Annotated in this window: 25 protein-coding genes; 13 read left to right on the plus strand and 12 right to left on the minus strand. The window is 42.6% G+C overall.

The annotated features are described in order from the left end of the window. Both JZU62_RS03960 and JZU62_RS03965 read left to right on the plus strand, forming a co-directional pair. The coding region (locus JZU62_RS03960; protein ID WP_295012118.1) for an aminopeptidase N C-terminal domain-containing protein at positions 1-676 on the plus strand (676 nt) is incomplete at its 5' end. A gap of 86 nt (positions 677-762) precedes the next feature. Then, a complete protein-coding gene (locus tag JZU62_RS03965; RefSeq protein ID WP_295012120.1) occupies positions 763-1,230 on the plus strand; it encodes a rhodanese-like domain-containing protein in 468 nt (155 codons plus the stop codon). Between the two features lie 37 nt (positions 1,231-1,267). On the opposite strand, the gene JZU62_RS03970 is transcribed toward JZU62_RS03965, so the two are convergent. From JZU62_RS03970 to JZU62_RS03985, 4 genes are read right to left on the minus strand one after another with little or no spacing between them, the layout of a single operon-like run. Beyond that, entirely contained in the window at positions 1,268-1,393 is a 126-nt protein-coding gene (locus JZU62_RS03970; protein ID WP_295012122.1) for a hypothetical protein, read from the minus strand. A gap of 7 nt (positions 1,394-1,400) precedes the next feature. Then, complete coding sequence (locus JZU62_RS03975; protein ID WP_295012124.1) at positions 1,401-1,805, minus strand: lipoprotein; 405 nt, start codon at positions 1,803-1,805, stop codon at positions 1,401-1,403. Between the two features lie 3 nt (positions 1,806-1,808). Continuing rightward, positions 1,809-2,228: a NifB/NifX family molybdenum-iron cluster-binding protein gene (locus JZU62_RS03980; protein WP_295012126.1), complete on the minus strand. Its 420-nt coding sequence runs from the start codon at positions 2,226-2,228 to the stop codon at positions 1,809-1,811. A 9-nt stretch (positions 2,229-2,237) separates the two neighbouring features. Then, complete coding sequence (locus JZU62_RS03985) at positions 2,238-2,615, minus strand: NifB/NifX family molybdenum-iron cluster-binding protein (RefSeq protein WP_295012127.1); 378 nt, start codon at positions 2,613-2,615, stop codon at positions 2,238-2,240. Between the two features lie 197 nt (positions 2,616-2,812). On the opposite strand from JZU62_RS03985, the gene JZU62_RS03990 reads away from it, so the two are divergent. Beyond that, entirely contained in the window at positions 2,813-3,439 is a 627-nt protein-coding gene (locus JZU62_RS03990; protein ID WP_295012129.1) for a DUF134 domain-containing protein, read from the plus strand. A 7-nt stretch (positions 3,440-3,446) separates the two neighbouring features. On the opposite strand, the gene JZU62_RS03995 is transcribed toward JZU62_RS03990, so the two are convergent. Then, complete coding sequence (locus JZU62_RS03995; protein WP_295012131.1) at positions 3,447-3,830, minus strand: c-type cytochrome; 384 nt, start codon at positions 3,828-3,830, stop codon at positions 3,447-3,449. A gap of 123 nt (positions 3,831-3,953) precedes the next feature. Here JZU62_RS03995 and JZU62_RS04000 point away from each other — a divergent pair, with 123 nt between their 5' ends. Next, the gene (locus JZU62_RS04000) at positions 3,954-4,424 is read left to right on the plus strand and encodes an ATPase P (protein WP_295012133.1); all 471 of its coding nucleotides are present in this window, start codon (positions 3,954-3,956) and stop codon (positions 4,422-4,424) included. A gap of 6 nt (positions 4,425-4,430) precedes the next feature. On the opposite strand, the gene JZU62_RS04005 is transcribed toward JZU62_RS04000, so the two are convergent. From JZU62_RS04005 to JZU62_RS04020, 4 genes are all read right to left on the minus strand, one after another. Next, positions 4,431-5,600 (minus strand): FAD-dependent oxidoreductase, encoded by a 1,170-nt coding sequence (locus tag JZU62_RS04005; RefSeq protein WP_295012135.1) that lies wholly within the window; start codon positions 5,598-5,600, stop codon positions 4,431-4,433. Between the two features lie 347 nt (positions 5,601-5,947). Further along, a complete protein-coding gene (locus JZU62_RS04010) occupies positions 5,948-7,375 on the minus strand; it encodes an FAD/NAD(P)-binding oxidoreductase (RefSeq protein ID WP_295012136.1) in 1,428 nt (475 codons plus the stop codon). 9 nt (positions 7,376-7,384) lie between these two features. Next, the gene (locus JZU62_RS04015) at positions 7,385-8,851 is read right to left on the minus strand and encodes a DUF3373 family protein (protein WP_295012139.1); all 1,467 of its coding nucleotides are present in this window, start codon (positions 8,849-8,851) and stop codon (positions 7,385-7,387) included. Between the two features lie 130 nt (positions 8,852-8,981). After that, positions 8,982-9,314 (minus strand): cytochrome C, encoded by a 333-nt coding sequence (locus tag JZU62_RS04020; RefSeq protein WP_295012141.1) that lies wholly within the window; start codon positions 9,312-9,314, stop codon positions 8,982-8,984. A 357-nt stretch (positions 9,315-9,671) separates the two neighbouring features. Here JZU62_RS04020 and JZU62_RS04025 point away from each other — a divergent pair, with 357 nt between their 5' ends. Genes JZU62_RS04025 through JZU62_RS04040 form a run of 4 tightly spaced genes read left to right on the plus strand, consistent with a single transcriptional unit; the run spans position 9,672 to position 14,492 of the window. Next, positions 9,672-11,141 (plus strand): FAD-dependent oxidoreductase, encoded by a 1,470-nt coding sequence (locus JZU62_RS04025; protein WP_295012143.1) that lies wholly within the window; start codon positions 9,672-9,674, stop codon positions 11,139-11,141. Between the two features lie 19 nt (positions 11,142-11,160). Further along, on the plus strand, positions 11,161-11,322 hold the full coding sequence (locus tag JZU62_RS04030; protein WP_295012144.1) for a hypothetical protein: 162 nt from the start codon (positions 11,161-11,163) through the stop codon (positions 11,320-11,322). 46 nt (positions 11,323-11,368) lie between these two features. Next, positions 11,369-12,178 carry a peptide deformylase gene (locus JZU62_RS04035; RefSeq protein ID WP_295012146.1) on the plus strand — a complete coding sequence of 270 codons (810 nt, stop codon included), beginning with the start codon at positions 11,369-11,371 and terminating at the stop codon, positions 12,176-12,178. Between the two features lie 34 nt (positions 12,179-12,212). Further along, positions 12,213-14,492: a hybrid sensor histidine kinase/response regulator gene (locus tag JZU62_RS04040; RefSeq protein WP_295012148.1), complete on the plus strand. Its 2,280-nt coding sequence runs from the start codon at positions 12,213-12,215 to the stop codon at positions 14,490-14,492. Between the two features lie 3 nt (positions 14,493-14,495). Here the strand turns inward: JZU62_RS04040 and JZU62_RS04045 are convergent, their stop codons facing one another. Continuing rightward, positions 14,496-15,245: a response regulator gene (locus tag JZU62_RS04045; protein WP_295012150.1), complete on the minus strand. Its 750-nt coding sequence runs from the start codon at positions 15,243-15,245 to the stop codon at positions 14,496-14,498. Positions 15,246-15,427: 182 nt separating this feature from the next. Here JZU62_RS04045 and hemN point away from each other — a divergent pair, with 182 nt between their 5' ends. From hemN to lgt, 5 genes are read left to right on the plus strand one after another with little or no spacing between them, the layout of a single operon-like run. After that, a complete protein-coding gene (gene hemN, locus JZU62_RS04050; protein ID WP_295012170.1) occupies positions 15,428-16,795 on the plus strand; it encodes an oxygen-independent coproporphyrinogen III oxidase in 1,368 nt (455 codons plus the stop codon). A 4-nt stretch (positions 16,796-16,799) separates the two neighbouring features. Then, positions 16,800-18,077, plus strand: a complete 1,278-nt coding sequence (locus JZU62_RS04055) for a (Fe-S)-binding protein (protein ID WP_295012152.1) — start codon at positions 16,800-16,802, stop codon at positions 18,075-18,077. After that, on the plus strand, positions 18,074-18,571 hold the full coding sequence (locus JZU62_RS04060; protein ID WP_295012153.1) for a pyridoxamine 5'-phosphate oxidase family protein: 498 nt from the start codon (positions 18,074-18,076) through the stop codon (positions 18,569-18,571). The genes JZU62_RS04055 and JZU62_RS04060 overlap by 4 nt, the downstream gene beginning before the upstream one ends. Beyond that, a complete protein-coding gene (locus JZU62_RS04065) occupies positions 18,564-18,899 on the plus strand; it encodes a DsrE family protein (RefSeq protein ID WP_295012155.1) in 336 nt (111 codons plus the stop codon). The genes JZU62_RS04060 and JZU62_RS04065 overlap by 8 nt, the downstream gene beginning before the upstream one ends. After that, entirely contained in the window at positions 18,899-19,711 is an 813-nt protein-coding gene (lgt, locus tag JZU62_RS04070) for a prolipoprotein diacylglyceryl transferase (protein ID WP_295012157.1), read from the plus strand. Before JZU62_RS04065 ends, lgt begins: the two co-directional genes overlap by 1 nt. On the opposite strand, the gene JZU62_RS04075 is transcribed toward lgt, so the two are convergent. Together JZU62_RS04075 and JZU62_RS04080 are read right to left on the minus strand one after the other, a co-directional pair. Then, a complete protein-coding gene (locus tag JZU62_RS04075; RefSeq protein WP_295012160.1) occupies positions 19,708-20,913 on the minus strand; it encodes an ArsS family sensor histidine kinase in 1,206 nt (401 codons plus the stop codon). The genes lgt and JZU62_RS04075 overlap by 4 nt on opposite strands. Further along, complete coding sequence (locus tag JZU62_RS04080; RefSeq protein WP_295012162.1) at positions 20,910-21,572, minus strand: response regulator transcription factor; 663 nt, start codon at positions 21,570-21,572, stop codon at positions 20,910-20,912. Before JZU62_RS04080 ends, JZU62_RS04075 begins: the two co-directional genes overlap by 4 nt. Positions 21,573-21,706: the final 134 nt, after the last annotated feature.

Raw genomic sequence — 21,706 nt, forward strand, 5'->3', positions numbered from 1 at the left:
TGCAAAGCGTTATTTTAATGAATTACTCCATACCCTCAATGAACTGTATGATCCTACAAACGCTCATATTGACGGTATCAGCATGGGGAAACGGGCCCTCAAAAATAGAGTTTTAGGACTTTTGATGTGTGCTGGTGATGAGTCGATTTATACTTTGTGCCTCTCCCATTATCACGAAGCGCACTCGATGAGTGAGCGGCTGGCGGCTTTGGATCTTCTGGAAAACTATGCTCCCGATTTAGCGGTTGGTGCACTGGAGCATTTCTATGCCCGATACTGCGATCAAACGTTGGTGATGAACAAATATTTCGGTGTTCGTGCTTCATCCCGTCGTGAAGGGACTTTGAATAGAGTTAAAGAACTTCAAAACGACAGTGCGTATGATAAGAAGGTGCCGAATCTGGTGCGCTCTTTGATCGGAAGTTTTGCCCGAAATCCGGTCGCTTTTTATGATGTAAGCGGTGAGGGCTTTGCGTTTGTGGCGGACAAAGTGATCGAAATAGATGAGCTTAACCCACAGATCGCTTCGGGTCTCGCGGGGGCATTTAAAAATTACGGCCGTCTAGGCATCGAACAAAAGGCACAGATGGGATGTGAATTGGAACGGATTAAAAACCATCCGAAGCTCTCAAATAATGTTTATGAAATTGTTAGCAAGATTTTGGAAATCTCTTAATAATATAATTTAGTTATAACTATAATTTGATTTATGAATAATAATGGGGTATTCTTCTGAAAATATTTTCCGAAGGATTACGACCCATGAAACAAAAACTTCTTATATTCGCATCGTCAATGCTCATCAGTGTCACATCGGCTTCGGCATACGACGTAGAATTGGCTAAAAAATTCGATGGTTTTTATGAGAAGATGACGTTTGAGCCTCTCTCTAAAAGTCATCTCCTTCTTAAACCTGATGCATTTGTCGAAGAGGTAAAAAACGACCCCTCTATTGTTGTCATCGATGTTCGTACACCGCAAGAGCAGGCATTTGTCAAATTAGGATACACCAACACTCTCGAAATGCCGTTAGAAGAGTTGTTTGAAGCTAAGAATTTGGATCGTATTCCGACGGATAAACGGTTAGTAATTATGTGTCATTCAGGTACTCGCGCGATTCCATCGGCTTTAAATCTAAAAATGTTAGGGTTTAAAAACGTGCAGGTTTTGGAGAATGGTATTGTAGGGATGGCTCAGATCAGTAGTCCTAAAACGTGTATTTTGAAATAATTCACTCTTTTATATGGCTCTATTTAAGAGCCTTTTTCTAATCCTCTTCATCTGGTGTATTTTTCGGTTGATTCGATGAGTCATTATCGCTTTTTGGTTTCAAATATTCGTACACGATACCTATCACGATGAAAGTCACGACTAAACTGATAGATTCATTCATAGTACACCTAGTTCTTTCTCAAAGTATCTTCCCATTGCAGTATCTCCATTAGGTGTTCAAATACCTGAGTGACTTCCTCTTGGGTCGCTTCCCCTTTGTAATCCATCTGGGCACGGGCGAGGGTACGGTTATTTTCACTGAGTGTGAGGCGAATGTATCCGTCGAAATCGGCTCCTAAGGATCTGCTTTGGGCATTGGTGCACTTAGCACAGTGGATATAGACACTCATTGTGATTGGTGATGAGGGATCGGTTTTAAACGAAGTTTTGAGCATATCGCTGGAATCTTCAATTTTAACCGATTTTGGTGGATGAGAGATAGCACTTGTCTCGGCAATCTCCGTATAAATTTCCCGCTCCAAACATCCGCTTAGAGTGAAAAGTAAAAAGAGAGGGAAAAATACTTTTCTCATATCTTAAGGGTGTGCGTGGTGTGAGCAACACTCAAGGCCGTGCGCATGGTGATGATGTGAAGTGTGATGGTCATGTTCACCCAACAGTGATTCGAAGTTTTCTGATGTCACTTCACTCAATTGATTGGCATGAAACGCTTTGATCGCTTCACTTACGTTGATGCGAGACTCTCCGGCGAAATAGACTTTAATCCCGTAGCTTTTAAGCAGTACATAGGGATTAAGTCCTAAATGTGAGGTGATGAGGACATCCACATTGTTCGCAACAAGGGTACGAGCGACATCTTTCCCTCCGAGTTGTTCCATTTGTACAACATCGATCTGTGTAGAATCGGTTGCAAATGCAAAAAATTTGGCGTTCCCGAACAAGGGAGCGAGAGCGGCATCGTGAGATGAGGTTTTAATTGGCATAGCGATAATCATAATGAATCCTTAATGGTGTGAGCAGCTCATATCGGGCTGCATGAGGGTGAGCTGGTCGGATAAAAAGGCTTTTAGTGACTGTTCGACGTTTAATGATCTGTTATCGTGATAAACGGCAAGCCCTTTTTGTGTGAATCCTTGCAACGGTGAGCCGCCTATCCCTGATACAATCAGTGCATCGGCTCCTAAAACACAGATATTTTCAACCGCACCGCCGCATCCGCTGGCTTTATGCCCTTCGTTTTTGACAACGATAACATCTTCAATGTTTCCCTCAGGAGAAATGTCAACAACGGTATAAAAGTTAGCTCTGCCGAAATGGGCATCGCGTTTTGAGAGGAGACCGTGGTGTTCATTAGTGGGGAAGACGATTTTTCGGTTCATCATTAAACTCCTATGTTAAAATATCTGGAGATAATTTAACATATGTAAAATTAAATGAACGTTAATGAAACATTATATTGATTATAACTTATAGTTAATATGACTAATTTACTAGCTTTTACACACTTATACGGTCTTTTCAGTAATCATTTGGGATAAATTGTTTATAATTAACATATGTAAAATTTAGGACGTACCTGATGAAAACCGGAAAAAAGCGAAACATTACCTTTCAACCCACCTGTTTTTCTTTCGGACCTTTAACCCAAACACCAAAAGAGACAATTCTTTTACGAAATGATGAACTCGAAGCCCTCTATCTTGCCGATTTTAAAGTTCTCTATCACGAAGATTGCGCACAATCTCTCGGAGTATCACGTCCAACCTTTGCAAAGCTTATCAAACAAGCGCGAAAAAAAATGGTGGAGATGGTGATGTATGGTAAAGGTATCGAGCTGATACGAGAGCCCTATAATTTCACCCTTGTGTTTCCGACCGATGATCGTATATCGGTGCATCCCTATTTTTTAGTGGCGAAACTTTTTGCTTTTGCCAAAGTTGAAGAGGGGGTAATCTCATCAATCACCTATAAAGAGAATCCGATCTATAAAGAGCTTCTTCAAAATAAAAAAGAGATTATCGATGATGAGAGTGCTAAAGGGCTAGCTGCGGGTAGGATTATTCCACCCCTTTTGGACGATGCAACGATATTAGTAGCCCGAACGTTAGGGGATGGTATACGGCGTAATATCGAGGGGATGGGAATTAGTATTGAGCTGAGCCAAACCAGTGATCTCGATGCAATTATTGGAAGATTGATCGATTGAAAATTACTTAATATCCATAGTTGTCATAAAGATACCCCGCTATAGTTGCTGCTTCTTCTTTGGTTAAGTTCCCTTTTTGAGAGGGCATTAGACCGAACCGCTCAATCGATTGTTTCATGCAGAGCGCTTTTGCAGGTGTCGGTTCAAAGATATAATCGGCGATAAAACCTACCGCTTCGGCTTTGGTCGCTTTGGCATCTTTTACATGACTCATTACCCCCATAATCGGTGGAGCAATCATCGTATTCATAGCTTCTAATGAGGGTCTTTGTTTTAGATGACAGGCAGCACATTTTTCTTCGAATAAGGTTGATCCTTTTTCTTGAGCCATTGCTGTTTCTGCTACGAACAAAAGGATAAACAGCGTTAAGGTGCGTTGAGGTAATTTCATACTAAATCCTCCATAACTTAGATTGGCTACATTCTATTACAGTTTAAATTAGCTTATTATTAATATAATTATAAATAAATATGTATCGTACACGTTAGCAACGTAATTTTTAGAAGGAGAAATATGATTCGATTAGAGATTCCGGGGATGGAACGGTTGGAGATTGAGCATTTGGTGCTCGATTATAACGGGACGATTGCCTCAAATGGGGTGATAATCGGGGGAGTTATGGAGAAGCTGGAAAAACTTTCGGTTTTACTTGATATCCATATTTTGACAGCCGATACCTACGGTTCTGTGCATGAGCAATGCAGTGGTCATAATGTTTCGGTTCATGTGATTGGAAAATATCAGCAGGATCGTGAAAAATTGATCTTTATTGAATCTTTAAAGCCGCAGCATTGTATTACCATCGGAAATGGTAAAAATGATGTGTTGATACTCTCTTCAGCCGCTTTGGGGATTGCCCTGATCCAAGAAGAGGGAATCAACACAAAAGCATTGTTGGCTTCGGATATCGTATTCCACTCCATCAACGATGCACTAGATTCCCTTTTGAATCCGCAGCGATTGATAGCGACACTACGAAATTAATTTTCTTTACATCCCAGGAATACGAGGAATATAGCCTATTTTTGAGAGTTTGTAATACCATCCCCATCCGATTTTAAGCCAGTGACCAAAGATCGGCATCGGGATCAGGAGAGCTTTTTTGTTATTACGATAAACAAATCCGGCACCGTTACCCATATCCATGACGCAGAGGATATTGAGATGATCTTGGTATGTCTTTTTTTCTCCCGATTTTAGTCCCAATGAAATAGCACTATTATGAGCCGCATTTCGCGCCATCACCTCGGCGATATGACCTTGTTTAGCTTTCCAGTCGGGTCCCTCTAATGCCGCAGCGTCACCGATGGCATACCAGCTCTCAATTCCTTCAATCTCGCAAAAATTGTTGATTTTGATAAAACCTGCGTTATTAAGTGGGAGATCTGATTTTATAATAAATTCGGATCCATTTCCCGCAGGGATAAACATAGTCATGTCTGATTCCAAGCGGCTATCATCTTCAAAAATAACCCCATTTGATTCGAAACATTTAATTTTTTTACCATAGTGGGTTCCGAAACGGTTTCGTTTAAACATCATCTCTATCAATTTTAGCGCTTTTGGTCCCATACGTGCACCCGGTTTTGCCATTGGAGCAAAAAAAGTCATCTCAAAATTATCTCGAATTCCAAGTTTTGTGAGACGGTGGTGAAGATTAAAGAAAAGTTCAAATCCGGGACCTCCTCGTACACCACTTGGATCATTCGGATTGCCACCAAAACCGAATGCGATTTTTCCACTCCCTTTCGCGATGAGTGTATCAATTTTTTCTCTGAGAAGGATCGACTGCTCCGGTGCTCCGCAGATGGAGAGGGTATGTTCCAACCCTTTATGCTTCATTTTTGCCGCGCCCGTTGCGATAATGAGATGATTGCAATGGCGAATTCCTCCATCTTTGAGGATGATGGTTTTGTTGCTCGCTTGGATATCTAACACTTCATCAACTATGAGTTTAAAGCCGTGCCGAGCGGCAATATCATCGAGTGAAAATGCGACATCTTCAAAGCGTGCTGTTCTGACAGGAATCCAAATTGCGATGGGATAGATAAAAACGTAACTGCGCTCACTGATGAGTTCAACCTCGAATCCTTCTTTGCGGTAATAGATTGCAGCTTCAACGCCGGCAATTCCACCCCCAATAATAACAACACTATTCATTAAATTCCACCTATTTTTAACTATAATGTGAACTTATTATAATTACTATATTTCTTATGTTGTTATTATAATATTAATGACGATTCAAGTCAACAGTAAGCAATGTTTTATTCGTCAATTATTGATAGAGAAAAGTTTTTTGATGAGCACTATTATCGATCGCACTATTAAAATAATAGTATAAACGATAGCCGTATAAACGAGAGGGTGAAGGAAATTCTCCCTTTCATTCATATGCATAACCCTAGGATAAGGGGCATAAAGGAGATCCGGATGGATAGCAAGTGTCAGTGCGAGTGCAATAAGACAAAATATCACTATCTCTTTGATCACCTTTTTTTTCATCTTTACATCAAACCACGCATCATCAAATGCCAGTACATCGGTTTGAGCATATAGAGGTCAAACGCCCACCAAATCCAGCGCTCTTCACCGACATTGAGTGGGAATGACGGTGCGGCACCGAGGTAGTTGAACTCAGCTAGGATAATTTTGCCGTACTGAGTTTTGAGAGGACATACGGTGTAGCCATCAAACTTCTCAGTCAATGCTTTTTTCTCCATTTGAGCGATGAGGTTAGTAACCATAATCGGCCCATGATGGCGAGCACTTCCCCCTGTTTTACCCAGTGGAATACCGCATACGTCACCGATTCCGAAAACGTTTGGATAGCGAGTGTGTTGCAACGTCTCTTGGTCTACTTCGAGCCATCCAGAAGCGGTCCCTTTTTGCCATCCCAGAGGCGAGTTTTTGACCGCGTCAGGGGCAGACATCGGAGGGACGATATGGATGAAATCGTATTCGAGAGGGACACGAACAACCTCTTCGATCATCTCATACTCTTCGAGATCTTCGTCATACGCACCTTGAGTCAATTTTTTGGTTTCGAACGTTGCGATTTTTTTCTCACCGTCGATGGCGACGAGGTTGTGTTTAAATTTATTGGTGATGTTGCCATAACGGGGTTGGACAACTTTCGTCAGTGTCTCATTGACGGCAGGGACACCGAAGAGTTTATCGCCATTCATGGCAAAGATAAAGTCAGCCGTTAATTTTGCCTGTTTGAGATAATCATCTGCAAGATAAAGAATTTTTTGTGGTGCTCCCCCGCATTTGATCGGAGTGGCAGGTTGGGTACAAATAACACGAGGTTTCCCTTTTTTCGCCGCTTCTTTTACATCGTTAAACCATTTCCATGTGATTGGACCGCCATCCGCTGTCCCTTTCTCTGCATTATTGAGATAGACACTGGATATGCCATTTTTACCGATCATATCGACTGTAAGCCCTTCGATTTTTTCATAGTGGTAAACCAATCCTGTCGCAACAACTAGGAAATCGTATTTGACCACTTCCCCTTTACGGGTTGTGAGTGTGTTATTGTCAGGTTCGAAAGAAGCAACTTCATCTTTGATCCATTTGACATCGTCGGGGATGAAATCAAGGTTGCTACCGATAATATCCTCAGGGGCATATTCACCTGCTGCGACAAAAACTTGTCCCGGTTGGTAGATGTGTACTTCATTTGGGGCGATTATGGTGATATCTGGGTTAGAGAGGGCACTGCGTAAACGTGCCATCGCCATAATACCGCCTGCACCACCGCCGACGATAACGATTTTCCCCTTAGCATCGGATGCCGAAGCTTTGGTTGTGGTTGTCGAAGAGGCGAGAACACCGGCAGCGATAGGGGATAGCCCCATCAGTTTGAGGGCGTCACGACGTGACATGCCGTTTTGGATATTTTCAAGTGGATTACGTTCAATTTTAGACATTAAAACTCCTTAGTATTGGTAGCGTACAAACGCTCTTAGTTCTTGAGAATGGTCGAGATTTTTAAAGGATGGATCATCCATAAATGAAATACTGGATCGATAATTGTGGTCGATGTAGGTATAACGTAGTTGTGCGGTGAGGTTTTTACCGACGATAGGGAAATTCCAATACCCCTCATACGCATTACCGCGTGTCGCGAGCTTTGATCCAATAACCGAGTCTTCTGCCCAGGTCATCGGAGTCCAATATTTAGAGCCATAGTTGTACTCTAATCCAAATCGTCCTCCATTGCTGATCATATCAGGGAATAAAACACCTGCCCAAAAGCTATAACCGTTTTTAGAATCGGTGGAACCTAGCATTTGGTAGCCACTATCAGGATCGGTAGAGGTCATGGCAACACTTGCAAACACCGTTGAGTCATTGAGGAAATCGATATCTTCGTTCAAACCATCTAGCTGATAGGATAGTGCACCGTAATGGGCGGTACCTGCTGCAACACCGGGCATGGTTCCGGCTACAGTATCCCCTTTGGCATTGATGATCATTGCATATTCAGCCATCAACTTACTGGCTCCGTTGTCATAAATGGACATCGGCAATACGAGGAAGTCAACTTTTTTATCTAAACTCCCTGTTGTATCCACGTAAGGGGTTGTACTCATTGCATTTTCGTTGATCGAATCGTACGAGCGTCCGTAAACGACTTTGAGATACGATCCCGGTAAGAAGACTTTATCGAGATTAAACTGCACCATAGCACCGTCTACTTCGACATTCGTTATATGTGCCAAAGGTGAACCCGGTTTTTGAGTTCCTTCACGTAGATTAGCCAAAAAGCCATCTACTGCCGCACGTCGTCCGGCACTGAATGTCATAGGAACATCCCAATCATTACCGAACTTGTAGACAAAATAGGCTTGACGTAAACGCAAATCTGCATCATGAGGCGATGAACTTGACTCCCACCCCATATCTTGTGACATGTTCTGGTGAGTAGCATTATCTGCCCCCCAATAATAGTTGGCAGCTACCTGACCGCTAAAGAAAAGGTCATCATTGACTTTAGAACCCATACCTAGCCATAGACGATTGGTAAATAGTGAGTCATTGGAATATTTTTTTCCGGCATGAACAGTATCCGCTGCACCTGTGCGATCTTTTGCATCATCCGCATAGTGATAATCAATGCTATGGAATGCTGAGCGTAAATCGATATCCCATTTGATATTGTCATTGGCACTTTGGGCATTAACTTTAGAGAGGAGATCGCTTTGGGCACTCTGTTCCTCTTTTAAGGTACTTTGCATTTCTTGGAGCGTTGTTTGGGTTTGTACGATAGTTCCATGCGATTTTTCCAACTGTTCAATCCGCTTCATCAACATTTCAATTTGCTTTTGAAGAGCCGCTTCATCGGCATGAATAATCGTCCCGATGCTCAACGCCGCAACCAGTGATAGATGTTTTATTATCATATTTCTTCCTCAAGTTATTTAGAGTGACTTCTCTTTAGATATTCCGATGCGTTTATTTATGATAAAAGCGAGATGGAAGATTTAAAGAGAGTTCGTATTATTGAAACCCGAGGGTTTCAATACGTTGTGATTAGCAAGAAGGGATATTTCCGCTGTCTTTTGCAAAATCATGGACGAAGTTATACATGTGCTCTTCGGTTTTTTTGAATTTGTCGCTTTCAAAATAAGCTTTTCCGGATGGGCACGCTTCGGTCATTTTTTTATCTAATGTACCCGCTTTGTACGCTTTGTCCCAATCGGCTTGTTTGAATTTAGCAGCAAAAACGCCACCGCTGAATCCGCATGTCTCTTTGAGATTTTTTTGATAAAGCTTTTTCCCTTTTTCCGCATCAGCGAATGCTGAAGAACTTAGTACACTGAGAGAGAGAAGTGCAACCATGGCTGTTTTAGTGAATGATGTCATTTTAGAATCCTTTTTTAGTTAGTTATCGTATTGAGATGAGGGAAAAATCCCCAAAAGCTCCGAGCGGAAATAATAGCTATTTGAACATAAAAATAATATAAAGTTAATTGATATATTACTTGACATTATATTAATGTATTAATGCGTCAAATAATATTTATTAATATTCTATAAATAATGTAAAAATAAATCGAAAAAGTAATTATTTTTACAAAAAAGTGATTGGGAAAAAAAGTAACACTTGTACCTTTTCTGGAAAATTTAGTTAAAATTGCAAGGTTAATTTTAAGTATGTGATATAATTGTGATACTATGGGTATATAATCGACTTTCATGGAATTTATCGAAGGAGAAGATATGGCAAGAGTAGTTGTTCTAGGCGGCGGAGTCGCCGGACACACAGCCGCGACATTTGCGGCAGATTGGCTCGGAAAAGATCACGAGGTAGTGGTAGTAACCCCTAACTCAAAATGGAACTGGATCCCATCAAATATCTGGGTTGGTGTCGGTCAGATGTCTAAAGAAGAGGTTACTTTTGACCTTGCTCCTGTTTATCAAAAAGCGGGAATTACTTACAAACAAGCTAAAGCTCTAAGCCTTAACCCTGAGGGGAATGCAAGCGGAGACAAACCGTTTGTAACGATCGAGTATACTGGTCAAGGAAAAACAGGACAAAGTGAAGAGGTAACGTATGATTATTTGATCAACGCTACGGGGCCAAAACTTAACTTTGCCGCGACTCCAGGTCTTGGTGATGCTAACGGTTTGGGTGAATTTACCGTTTCCGTATGTACAGCAGACCACGCAGACCACGCAGCGCATGAGTTTGCAAAATGTATTGAAAAAATGAAAAAAGGGGAGCGTCAAAAATTCCTCATCGGTACAGGTCACGGTATGTGTACGTGTCAAGGTGCTGCGTTTGAGTATATCTTCAACATCGAACATGAACTTCGTAAAGCGGGTGTACGTGATTTGGCGGATATGCAATGGATCTCAAACGAATCATTCCTTGGTGACTTCGGTATCGGCGGTCTTCACATGAAACGTGGCGGATATGCGGCATCTTCACGTCTTTTCGCAGAATCATTGTACTCTGAGCGCGGAGTTAAATGGTTAATCGGTGCTCACGTGAACAAAGTTGAAAAAGGGAAAGTTTCGTATGAACTTCTCGATGGTTCAATGGGTGAGGAAGAGTTCGACTTCGCAATGTTGATCCCACCATTTGCAGGTGTCGGACTTAAAGCATATGACAAAGCGGGTGAAGATATCACTGCAACCGTATTTGCACCGAATGGCTTTATGAAAGTTGATGCGAAATATGATGCAGGTGCGTATGAAAACTGGAAAGCGTCTGACTGGCCACGTACCTACCAAAATCCAACGTACAAAAATCTCTTCGCAGCAGGTATCGCATTTGCTCCTCCGCATCCGATCTCTAAACCGATGAGTTCACCAAACGGTACTCAAATTTTCCCAACACCTCCACGTACAGGTATGCCAAGTGGCATTATCGGTAAAGCGGTAGCACACAGTGTTTGTGATTTGATCAAAAAAGGGCCAAGTGCACATTTGCATGAAGCCTCTATGGCAGAAATGGGTGCGGCATGTGTTGCATCGGCAGGTAAAGGTCTATTTGACGGTACAGCGGCAGCATTGACCGTTTATCCGGTTGTTCCAGACTTCGAAAAATATCCAGGTCTCGGACGTGATTTGGATTACACTTTCGGTGAAATCGGACTTGCAGGTCACTGGATCAAACATATCCTTCACCATTTGTTTATGTATAAAGCCAAGCTCAACCCGGGCTGGACTCTGATCCCAGAATAAGAAAAAAGGAGAAACTTTTATGAAAGAAATCGAAAAATACGTTAAACCGTACGATGCAAGCTTTACAACGATGGTACCTACAAATTTTGTTAAATTTTTTCGTACTTGTAAAATTTGGCAGCTTTTCCGCTTTATCATGATCAACATCAAAATGTTGATTGTTGTTCGCAAAAGCCACTAATTATAAGCCCCCTCTCGGGGCTTAACCTCCTAAGAAAGTTTTACCTATGATTAAAGAATTGATCACCTACCCTGATGAGCGGATTAAATATATATCTGCCGATGTTCGGAAATTTGATGATGAGTTGTTTGAACTGTTGGAAAATATGCATGATACGATGGAGCATCAAGCTCTTGATGCGATATCCGCAATCCAAATTGCGATCCCTTTTAGTGCTATCATCATAAAAGAGGGTGAAAAAATTCTTGAGTTAATTAATGCACGGATTATTGTTAATGAGGGAGTTAATGAGGCTGAGGAAAAAAGTGCTTATTTTCCCTCAGGATTCAGTGCAACGATTAAACGATATAGCACAATAAAAGTGGTGTATGAAAACCGTCACGGTGAATTACAGCACCTCAATGTAAATGGGGAATTTTCCCGTAGAATTCAACAGCAAGTTGATTTTCTTTTCGGTGGTACATTGCTCGATAAAATGGCCAAAGAGAATCGTACTGAGGCAGAAAAAAAGCTCTCCAATGAGGGATTTATCGCCGGTGAATCATGTCCGGTCGTTTTCGTTCGGGATTATTTTAAACGGGGTGCTAAATATCTTCTAGTTTTAGTGACACTTACGTTTATCCTTCCGTTTTTTGTTTCCCCTGAGATGCGTGCCTTGGTCTATATGCTGGATAAATATGCCCTTTTCGGCGTAATTCTATTGATGATTATTTATTTTATATATGGACAGTACGAGGGCAAAAAGTATAAGCAGTGTACGAGTTGTCAAATCGGGAATATTATCGGAACGGTATTGATTTTGTCTTTTCAACTTTTGATTGTATCTTTAGGCGTTTTTCTTTGGGTCACACCCTAATCAAACCATTTACTTTATTCTTTGAGGAATACTTATGAGTTTTCCCGGCATATTAAATCTATTTCAATCAAAAGAGATTTTAATAGCTTCCAAAAGTTCAATTTTAGAAGAATGGGTCTCAGACGAGATGTGCACTTTGATTTTAGAGCGGCACGGTATCGATACTGTTTTTTTTAAAGAAAAGTATGCCGGAAGTGTTTTTGATTATTTTATGGGAGTTGTTTCCGGAGTAATGGAGATTGGCGATTGCCCTGTCATTTCTGAATTAATTGATTATTTGAAGAATAAAGATCTCCGTGCAGATGAACTTTTTGTGTTGTGTACCCATTTTAAACGATCGGTAATTAATACAACCTACCGTTTGGGAATAAACGATCACTCAATTTTCAATTCAATCAGCTATCTGTTTGACAAAAACTTTTCGGGTGTTTTAAAACTTTATACTGATACTATTTATCAAAAAGAGCAAGAAGCACTAAATGCTTCTAAAGCCAAAGAATATTTTCTTTCTAATATGTCTCATGAGATACGCACTCCTCTTAATGCTATTTTAGGGTTTGTATCTCTTTTACGTGATGAGACGACGAATCCACGTTACCAACAATATCTCGATATTATCTCCAATAGCGGTGAGAATCTTCTCCATATCATCAATGATATTCTCGATTTTTCAAAGCTTCGAAGCGGTGAGTTTACGGTTGATCCTCAACCCTTTAACATTCATGATGAGATATCGCATACGATGGAACTTTTTGTTCCAGGGGCAAACTCTAAAAACCTTACGTTAACCAGCTTTATCGATCCCGCGATTCCTTATGAAATTGTGGCAGATGCGTTGCGGATTAAACAAATCGTTGGTAATTTTTTGAGTAATGCGATAAAGTTCAGCCATCATGCCGGTGCTATTCACGTAGAGGCACGGTTCGATGGGGAAACACTTTCTCTTTCCGTACGAGATGAGGGGATGGGGATTTCACCATCAGATCAAGAGCGGATTTTTGATGCTTTTTCTCAAGCGCAAGAGGGGAGTATGAAAATTAATGAGGGGACAGGGTTGGGACTCTCTATCTGTAAGCAATTAGCTGTGCATATGGGGGGGATAATTGAGCTTGAATCAACTCTTGGTCAAGGGAGTATATTTACTCTAAAAATTCCTGTTATTGCTAATCGTGAATGTGATGTTGCAAAATTTGATATTTCAATGTTCGAGGGGTTGCGTTTCAAACTGTTGGCGTATGACCCATCGGAGAGTTATAAACTTGAATCGCTTCAGCGATATTGGGATCATTTTGGATTGGATATTCACATCGTAAATGATGTACAAGAACCGTGTGATCTTCTGATTTTCTTAGAAAGCTCGATGAGTGATGCAGTACGCCAAACAATTATCGAACATCAAATTCCCTCAGTTGCTATTCTTGATTTTTTGGATGAACGTTACGATAGTATTCCTACGATTGCCCCTCTTACCTTCCCGATCTATTGTACAAAACTTCAAAGTGCTTTTAGTGATGTATTGGGAATACATGAGAAGCATCTTCCTTCAGCCACTGGGAATAAAAAATGGGGAGGATTCGTGGGGACAGTATTGGTAGCAGAGGATAATCTCGCTAATCAAGAGTTGATTAAAATCATATTAGAACGATACGGGCTCTCTTACCTGATCGTTTCTAACGGAGTAGAAGCGTTACACTCATTTGCCAACGACTTGTTCGATATGGTATTTATGGATGAACAGATGCCAAAAATGAACGGTAATGATGCGACGGCAGCTATGTTGTCGTATGAGAAAGAGACTAATCGCCCCCATACCCCCATTGTTGCATTGACGGCTAATGTGATTAAAGGAGCGCGTGAGCGTTCCATTCAAAACGGCTATGATGCATTTTTAGGAAAGCCCATCGTCCTAAAAGAGATTGAGCAAATATTTGAGCGGTATCTAAAGCCGACCGTCATGGTTGAACCAAAAGAGGCTCAATCATCGATTGTCTCTCGATGGAAGAATATTGATATGGATCACCTCAAAATCGCGTTGATGCTGGATGAGGAACAAATCGAGTATTTGCTAGGGATTTATCACCAAAAGATGGGACATTCGCTCTGTGATCTTTTAACGGCTATTGAAAATAAAGAGTATGATAATATCGCTTTTATCGCCCATTCGATCAAAGGTTCCAGCGCCAATTTTCGTTTCGATGAACTCTCACGGCTTTCCTACGTGATTGAAGAGTCAGCGAGGGAACAAGAGAAAGAATTTGATTTTATCGAAGCGTATGAAGTGCTTCAAAGCGAGTTTGAAAAAAAGTTTCTTTAACGGTTACTCTTCTAAATAATAGCCAACACCGGAAGCATTTTTAATCACATCGGTTGGCAGTTTGGCTCGAAGCCTCCATACGAGGGTTCGGACACTGTTATCGGTTGCCCCTTTGGATTCCCATACATAATTGATTGCTTGAGCAAAATCGACGATACTCCCCAACTGAGCTACCATTAAGCGTATAAAAGCGTTCTCTTTTTTGGTAAGTTTGATTTTTTGATTTTGGTAGAAGGTTTCACCCAGCCCTGTATCGTGGCGATATCCATCACCGAATTCGACGATGGGCTTATCGGAGAGCTTTTTGGCATAGACCAGTTTTTCGAGCACTTCCCGATCCGATTTGAGTTCATCAATGTTGGATGAGCGCTTTTTCTCCTCTTTGAATCGATAGAGTGCCATTTGAATCGTGGTATGGAGATTGATCGGATCGAAAGGTTTGACAATATAACCGTAGGGCTCTGTCTTTTTGGCTTTTGCGAGCATATCATTATCGGAGTGTGCGGTTAAGTAGATAAACGGAAGTTGATTTTTATCATGGATGTATTGCGCTAATTCGATGCCGTCCATGGTTTTTTGTAATCCGATGTCGATGAGAGCAATATCGGGATTGTAAATTTTTATTTTGTTTCGGGCTGTGACCGCATTATCTGCCAATGAGATAACATCGTATCCCTGTTTTTCCAAGGACATTTTTAAATTCATTGCGGTAACTTCATCATCTTCGATGATTAGCACTTTGATAGCACTCATAAGCTCTCTTTGAAGGATTAATTTGTGATGATTTTATCACACTAAAGGTTAAAAGCAAACTTTTGACGTAAAATATAGACAATTTAATCGCCTCTATTTCTCTTCGTAACAGAGGAATTTTAGGGGATATTCAAACCAACTGTGTATAATCGCGGATACTATACCTTTAAGGGCGTGTCATGATGCTTGATTTTGATAAATTTACCAAATATTCCAAACCGGGACCTCGTTATACCAGTTATCCTACGGCATTAGAGTTTAGTGATGCATTTGATTATGATGGGTACCTCTCAAAGCTCCATGCTCAAGATCCATCACGTCCCCTTTCGCTTTATTTTCATCTGCCATTTTGTAAAAATGCTTGTTATTTTTGCGGCTGTAATGTTGTATTTACCTCCAAAGAGGATAAAAAAGAGCGTTATATCGATTATTTGACCCGTGAACTTCAGATTTTAAGTACCCATATCGATGTTAGCCGCTCCGTCATTCAGCTCCATTTCGGTGGGGGGACTCCGACATTTTTTGACGCGGATCAGCTGAACCGAATCATTACAACGATTAAAAGTTATTTTAAAAATTTTACCGCCGATGCTGAGATCAGCTGTGAGATCGATCCGCGCCATATCAATGACGATCAAATGCGTGCAATGAGTGAGGCGGGATTCAACCGTGTCAGTTTCGGGATTCAAGACTTTGACGAAAAAGTACAAGTGGCGGTTCATAGGGTTCAGCCCTATGATATCACCAAAGCAGCGATGGATTTAGCGCGTAAATATAACATGGTAAGTGTCAATGTTGATCTTATCTACGGACTGCCGTATCAGTCTCTGGAGACGTTTAAAAAGACGTTGGAACTCTCCATTTCGCTAAACCCAGACCGCTTTGCCGTCTTTAACTACGCCCATGTGCCGTGGCTTAAAAAGACGATGCGTAAAATCGATGAGACAACATTGCCTCACCCTAGTGAAAAATTGGCGATTATGCGGTATACGGTTGATTATATGTCAGCGCAGGGATACCGTATGATCGGAATGGATCACTTCGCGAAACCTCAAGATGAACTGTTTAAAGCGATTGAAAAAGGGGAGCTTCACCGTAATTTCCAAGGATACACTACCAAAGGGGGTGCGGATTTGATCGGTATCGGACTCACCTCTATCGGTGAGGGAATTGACTATTACGCACAGAACTTCAAAGATATGGAGAGCTATGAGGCTGCTATCGATGCAGGGCGTCTGCCGTATGAGAGAGGTGTTGCCCTCAATGAAGATGATCGTATTCGTCAATATGTGATTATGGAGCTAATGAGTAACTTCAAACTCGATATTCCCCGCTTTGAAGGGCTTTATGGGGTTACGTTTAATGCGTATTTTGCAGATGCCCTTGACGCGCTGAAACCGTTCGAAGCCGACGAATTGTTAACCATTACCCCGACGTCTATCGAGTGTTCACCGACGGGAACACTTTTGATCCGAAATATCGCTATGCCGTTTGATGCCTATATGAAACGGCATGCCTCATCGGATAAAGCGTTCAGCAAAACGGTGTAATTGAATGGAGAAGCGCGAATTATTTCACTTTACCGATACTTCTGATGCGTGTATCAAATGCGGTAAATGTATCCCCGTTTGTACGATCCACAACGTCAATGCCGATGAGGTAACCAGCCCTCGCGGATTTATCGATTTGCTCGGTGCTTATGAGCGGGGTCAGCTTGAACTCGATAAAAATGCCAAAGCGATTTTTGAGAGCTGTTTTTTATGTACCAACTGTACCGACGTGTGTCCTAAAGCGTTACCTACCGATATGGTGATCGAACAGGTGCGTGCCGATCTCGCCGATAAATACGGAATTGCATGGTTTAAGAGGGCGTTTTTCTATCTCTTGCGCCACCGCAGCACCATGGATATTTTGTTTAAACTCGGATACGTTTTTCAGACGTGCGGATTTAAGATTAAAGCAGAGATCAACTCGATGCAGCCGCGTTTTAATCTCCCGATCATCAAAAAAGACCGCCTTTTGCCATCAATGGGGAAAACCTCATTTATGAACAGTTATCCTGAGAATATTCCCAACGGCGGACAACGTCGTGTGGCGATTTTCATCGGATGTTTGGCGAACTACAACTATACCGAGATTGGTAAGGGACTTTTAGAGATTTTAGAGGCATTGAACGTCGATGCCTTTATCCCGAAAAAACAGCTGTGCTGTGGGGCACCTGCTTACTTTACGGGGGATTTTGCGACGGTCGATCATAACGCCAAAAAGAACATTGCTTATTTCGAGAGCTTTATCGATGAGGTCGAAGCGATCATCATCCCTGAAGCGACCTGCAGTGCGATGATCAAAATCGATTATGAGCACTTTTTCCACGATCAGCCTGAATGGTTGGCACGTGCCCAAAAACTGAAATCCAAAATCTTTATGGCAACCGAGTGGCTGGAGCAAAAGACTGAGCTTAAAGCGCTGTTGGCATCCAAAGGGCGCAGTGATCTGAGGGTCACCTATCATGACCCGTGCCACGCCCGTAAAATGCAAGGGGTCTATAAAGAGCCCCGTGCTTTGGTAGGGCAAAATTACACGATCACCGAGATGAGCGATCCGAATGCCTGCTGCGGTTTCGGAGGGGTCACGATGCAGACGGAAAATTTCCATTTCGCTCAAGCGGCAGGACGTCCAAAAGCCGCTATGATTGCCAAAACGGGGGCAAAAGTGGTTACGGCAGAGTGCAGTGCGTGCCGTATGCAGATCAACAACTCTATGAATGAGGCGGATGTGGATGTCGTCTTTAAAAATCCGATCGAATTGATCGCCGAGGCGTTGCGCAAATGACCACCATGGAAGTCGAATCGTTTTTAGAGACGTTTCAGACTCTCATAATGGCGTCACTCACTCCCGAAGGTGAGGCACATGCCAGTACTGCTCCCTACGTACGAGTGGGAAATGATTTTTATATCCTGATCAGCACTGTCGCTCAACACGGGCGCAATCTTCTCAGCTCTCCGAATATCTCCCTCCTCTTTGTCGAAGATGAGTCTCAATGCGTTCAGCCCTTTGCCCGAAAACGGGTAACAATCGAGGCAGTTGCATCGGAGCTGAGTCGTGAAGATGAATTATTTACACGCGTAATCGAGCGCTTTCGTGCTCACTTTGATGAAGAGCTTGTCACCTCTTTAACCCAAATGGGCGATTTTCACCTTTTCAAGCTCTCTCCCAAAAGCGGCAGTGTCGTGATGGGATTCGGCAAGGCGTATCGTCTGGATGAAACTCTCGAAGTTATGACACAAATTATGGGTCAACATCAAAAGGGACACACCAATGGATAAACTCCTCATCGTTTGGAGCAGCGGAGAGATCGAGGTTGCTAAAAAGCTCGTATTGCTGTATGGGAGTGTTATATTGCCGCGCGGGTATTGGGATGAAGCCCATTTGATGGTGTGGGGCCCTTCGGCGAAGCTTTTGGTTGAAAATACGGAATTACAAGAGATGGTTTCTAAAGTGATAGAGAGCGGTGTAAAAGCTTCCGTGTGTGTCGTATGCAGTGATGATTACGGAGTGACCGAACAGCTTCGTTCTTTAGGAATCGAACCGACCCATACGGGAGAGTTTTTGACGCAGGCGCTTAAGAGTGACTGGAAAGTGGTGACGTTTTGATGGACTTCTGGAATCATATTTATGAGCATTTTAACCCCGTAGCATTTAACCTTTTCGCTATCCCCGTGCACTGGTACGGGTTGATGTATGTTCTCGCTCTCCTAAGCGCTCTCGTCATCGCGAAATGGATCGTCCAAAAAGATAATATCTCGATCACCAAAGATCAGTTGGACGATTATTTCATCTATGCGGAGATCGGTGTTATCTTGGGTGCGAGATTAGGGTATATCCTCTTTTATGATACCCATACGATGTACTATCTGACTCAACCATGGCAGATTTTTAATCCATTTATCGACGGGCAGTTTGTCGGGATTCGGGGGATGAGTTTTCACGGGGCGATACTCGGATTTTTGATCAGTTCGTATCTGTATCATCGTCGTCACGGTATCCCTTTCGGTCGGTTGATGGATTTGGTAGCGGTATCGGTACCTTTGGGGTATGTGTTCGGGCGGATCGGTAATTTTCTTAACCAAGAGCTTGTTGGACGTGCTACCGATGTGCCGTGGGGAATATATGTTTATGATACTCTCCGCCACCCCTCACAGCTGTACGAAGCGTTTGTCGAGGGGATCGTGGTCTTTGTGATTATCTATGCGTATCGTCACCGTAAAGCGTTCGAGGGGGAGCTAATCTTACTCTATGGCTTTAGTTACGGAATTGGGCGAGGATTGGTTGAATTTTACCGTGCTCCCGACGCGCAGATCGGCTACATCATCGGTCAATGGATGACGCTCGGGATGGCACTGAGTTTTGCGATGGCGGGAGTTTCAGCACTCTTATGGGTTTATTTTAAAAAGCAAACCCGCTAAAAGCGGATACAAAAATGGTGTATCCCCTCTTCATACTCGTACTGTAAATCAAAGCGGTGCAGATCACAGACCGATTGGGCGATGTAGAGCCCCAATCCTAACCCTCCATCACCCCGCTCGGTGACAAATGCCTGCAACGCCTCTTCAACAGGACGCTTGAGCGGTTCGCCGCTGTTACGGATGCAGATTTTTTTCCCATCACAATCGATATGGATCGGATACGAGGTAGCGTGACGGAGCGCATTATCGATCAGGTTTTGGAGTGCACTCGTAAAGAGGTCACAATCGACCATAATACTCTGCGTACAGCCGCTAATCTCTACCGTGTCCTCTTCGATCATCAGATTATCCATTGCATTCAGGATCATCGAATCGAGACTTTTTGGAGTTTTAGTGAGGGAAAAGGCGTGCATTTTCTCAATGTCCGCCATTTGACGGATAAGATGTTCAAGTCGTAAAAATAATTTAGCAAGTAGATTTCGGTTAGGGCTTGGCTCTTCGAGTTCGACGATGAGTTTCCCTTTGGTGATCGGGGTTTTGAGCTCATGCATAATGTTTCGCAAGAAAAGTTCGCGCGATTTTTTGAGCCGGTTTTGTTTCTCCAGTGCATCATGAAAGGCGTTGGAGATAAGGGCAATTTCATTTTTACCGTTATTGGGTTCATCGACGATCTCTTCACCCTCTCCATAGCGCTGTATTTGCTCATAAAGATGTTTGAGGGGTTTGAGATTGCTCCATAAGAGCAAGTACATACTTACCAATCCCCCCAAAAGGGCAAAGAATAAAAACCAGACGAAATAGTAGGTCGTCTCTTCGGCGGTATCCCGATAATACATGACACAGTGTTCGCGTGCCAAGGCGTAGACAAATCCCTCATGGTCTTTATAGATTGTGACTTTAATATTACGTGATTGGAGTTTGGCAAGCATCTGCGGAGGTATCGGGATCGGTTCACAATGGGGAGCAATTTTTTCAATCAGTTTAAATCCCGCTTCTTTGAGCTCTTTATTCTGTTCCATACAGGTGTGAATGGTTGATTCTTCCAATATCCGTGAGAGTTCAATCGATCGGTGGGCAAGAAGATGGAATTTTTGTTCTTTTTGCTCATTTAATGCGGAAATAAAGAGCAACGAGAGGACTATAAGAGCTAAAATGAAGAAAGCATGAAGCTTAAAAAAAACGGAGTGGCGGCGTGAAATCATAGGGTAAACTGATATCCCATACCGCGAATGGAGCGGATAAGCGTAGGGTGTTTGGGATTGGGTTCTACTTTTTGACGTATTCGGCTGATAAGAACATCGATACTTCGCTCAGAGCTTTCCCACCCTATGGATTCGACATTGTTGGCGATAAAGTCACGAGAAATGATTTGGCGGCGGTGTTTGATCAGTAAACTTAGAAGCTCAAATTCGGCGCGGGTGAGGGGGAGTAACTCTCCCTCTTTGTAGATACCGTTTTCATCGAGGCGGAACATTTCGCTGCTTGCTTGGATCGTTTTGCCGTTGATACGGCGTAATAGGCTCTGTATTCGGGCTACCAGCTCTCTGGGCTCATAGGGCTTGGGGAGGTAGTCATCGGCACCGAGTTCCAGCGCGATCACTTTGTCTCCCAAATCACTCCGAGCCGAGGAGATGATGATCGGGATGTCGCTACGCTCACGAAGCGCTTTGCAGACATCCAATCCATCCATGTCGGGAAGAGTTAAGTCGAGTAAAACGAGATCATATGACTCGATCCCCAGCGAAGCTAATGCCGTTTTGGGATGAGCGTACGAAATCACCTCCATCTGATAACGGCTCAGATACTGCGTTAACAAATCTGAGATTTCGAGGTCATCTTCAATGAGGAGGATTTTAATCATTCGAAATTACTTTTTATTGCACTCTTTGCAGCCCATTCCGCCCATTTTGTCGTCACCCATTTTCATCCCTTTCATATCTCCTTTCGGACACATTTTAGGAGCATTGGCTTCGAAAGCTTTGAGTTGTTCTGGGG

This window comes from Sulfuricurvum sp. (assembly GCF_019163035.1).
GTDB lineage: Bacteria > Campylobacterota > Campylobacteria > Campylobacterales > Sulfurimonadaceae > Sulfuricurvum.

What these genes read in the sequence shown, in the direction of transcription:
- JZU62_RS03965 (WP_295012120.1), top strand. Translation starts at nt 763, where the DNA reads ATGAAACAAAAACTTCTTATATTCGCATCGTCAATGCTCATCAGTGTC.
- JZU62_RS03970 (WP_295012122.1), bottom strand. Translation starts at nt 1,393, where the DNA reads ATGAATGAATCTATCAGTTTAGTCGTGACTTTCATCGTGATAGGTATC.
- JZU62_RS03975 (WP_295012124.1), bottom strand. Translation starts at nt 1,805, where the DNA reads ATGAGAAAAGTATTTTTCCCTCTCTTTTTACTTTTCACTCTAAGCGGA.
- JZU62_RS03980 (WP_295012126.1), bottom strand. Translation starts at nt 2,228, where the DNA reads ATGATTATCGCTATGCCAATTAAAACCTCATCTCACGATGCCGCTCTC.
- JZU62_RS03985 (WP_295012127.1), bottom strand. Translation starts at nt 2,615, where the DNA reads ATGATGAACCGAAAAATCGTCTTCCCCACTAATGAACACCACGGTCTC.
- JZU62_RS03990 (WP_295012129.1), top strand. Translation starts at nt 2,813, where the DNA reads ATGAAAACCGGAAAAAAGCGAAACATTACCTTTCAACCCACCTGTTTT.
- JZU62_RS03995 (WP_295012131.1), bottom strand. Translation starts at nt 3,830, where the DNA reads ATGAAATTACCTCAACGCACCTTAACGCTGTTTATCCTTTTGTTCGTA.
- JZU62_RS04000 (WP_295012133.1), top strand. Translation starts at nt 3,954, where the DNA reads ATGATTCGATTAGAGATTCCGGGGATGGAACGGTTGGAGATTGAGCAT.
- JZU62_RS04005 (WP_295012135.1), bottom strand. Translation starts at nt 5,600, where the DNA reads ATGAATAGTGTTGTTATTATTGGGGGTGGAATTGCCGGCGTTGAAGCT.
- JZU62_RS04010 (WP_295012136.1), bottom strand. Translation starts at nt 7,375, where the DNA reads ATGTCTAAAATTGAACGTAATCCACTTGAAAATATCCAAAACGGCATG.
- JZU62_RS04015 (WP_295012139.1), bottom strand. Translation starts at nt 8,851, where the DNA reads ATGATAATAAAACATCTATCACTGGTTGCGGCGTTGAGCATCGGGACG.
- JZU62_RS04020 (WP_295012141.1), bottom strand. Translation starts at nt 9,314, where the DNA reads ATGACATCATTCACTAAAACAGCCATGGTTGCACTTCTCTCTCTCAGT.
- JZU62_RS04025 (WP_295012143.1), top strand. Translation starts at nt 9,672, where the DNA reads ATGGCAAGAGTAGTTGTTCTAGGCGGCGGAGTCGCCGGACACACAGCC.
- JZU62_RS04030 (WP_295012144.1), top strand. Translation starts at nt 11,161, where the DNA reads ATGAAAGAAATCGAAAAATACGTTAAACCGTACGATGCAAGCTTTACA.
- JZU62_RS04035 (WP_295012146.1), top strand. Translation starts at nt 11,369, where the DNA reads ATGATTAAAGAATTGATCACCTACCCTGATGAGCGGATTAAATATATA.
- JZU62_RS04040 (WP_295012148.1), top strand. Translation starts at nt 12,213, where the DNA reads ATGAGTTTTCCCGGCATATTAAATCTATTTCAATCAAAAGAGATTTTA.
- JZU62_RS04045 (WP_295012150.1), bottom strand. Translation starts at nt 15,245, where the DNA reads ATGAGTGCTATCAAAGTGCTAATCATCGAAGATGATGAAGTTACCGCA.
- hemN (WP_295012170.1), top strand. Translation starts at nt 15,428, where the DNA reads ATGCTTGATTTTGATAAATTTACCAAATATTCCAAACCGGGACCTCGT.
- JZU62_RS04055 (WP_295012152.1), top strand. Translation starts at nt 16,800, where the DNA reads ATGGAGAAGCGCGAATTATTTCACTTTACCGATACTTCTGATGCGTGT.
- JZU62_RS04060 (WP_295012153.1), top strand. Translation starts at nt 18,074, where the DNA reads ATGACCACCATGGAAGTCGAATCGTTTTTAGAGACGTTTCAGACTCTC.
- JZU62_RS04065 (WP_295012155.1), top strand. Translation starts at nt 18,564, where the DNA reads ATGGATAAACTCCTCATCGTTTGGAGCAGCGGAGAGATCGAGGTTGCT.
- lgt (WP_295012157.1), top strand. Translation starts at nt 18,899, where the DNA reads ATGGACTTCTGGAATCATATTTATGAGCATTTTAACCCCGTAGCATTT.
- JZU62_RS04075 (WP_295012160.1), bottom strand. Translation starts at nt 20,913, where the DNA reads ATGATTTCACGCCGCCACTCCGTTTTTTTTAAGCTTCATGCTTTCTTC.
- JZU62_RS04080 (WP_295012162.1), bottom strand. Translation starts at nt 21,572, where the DNA reads ATGATTAAAATCCTCCTCATTGAAGATGACCTCGAAATCTCAGATTTG.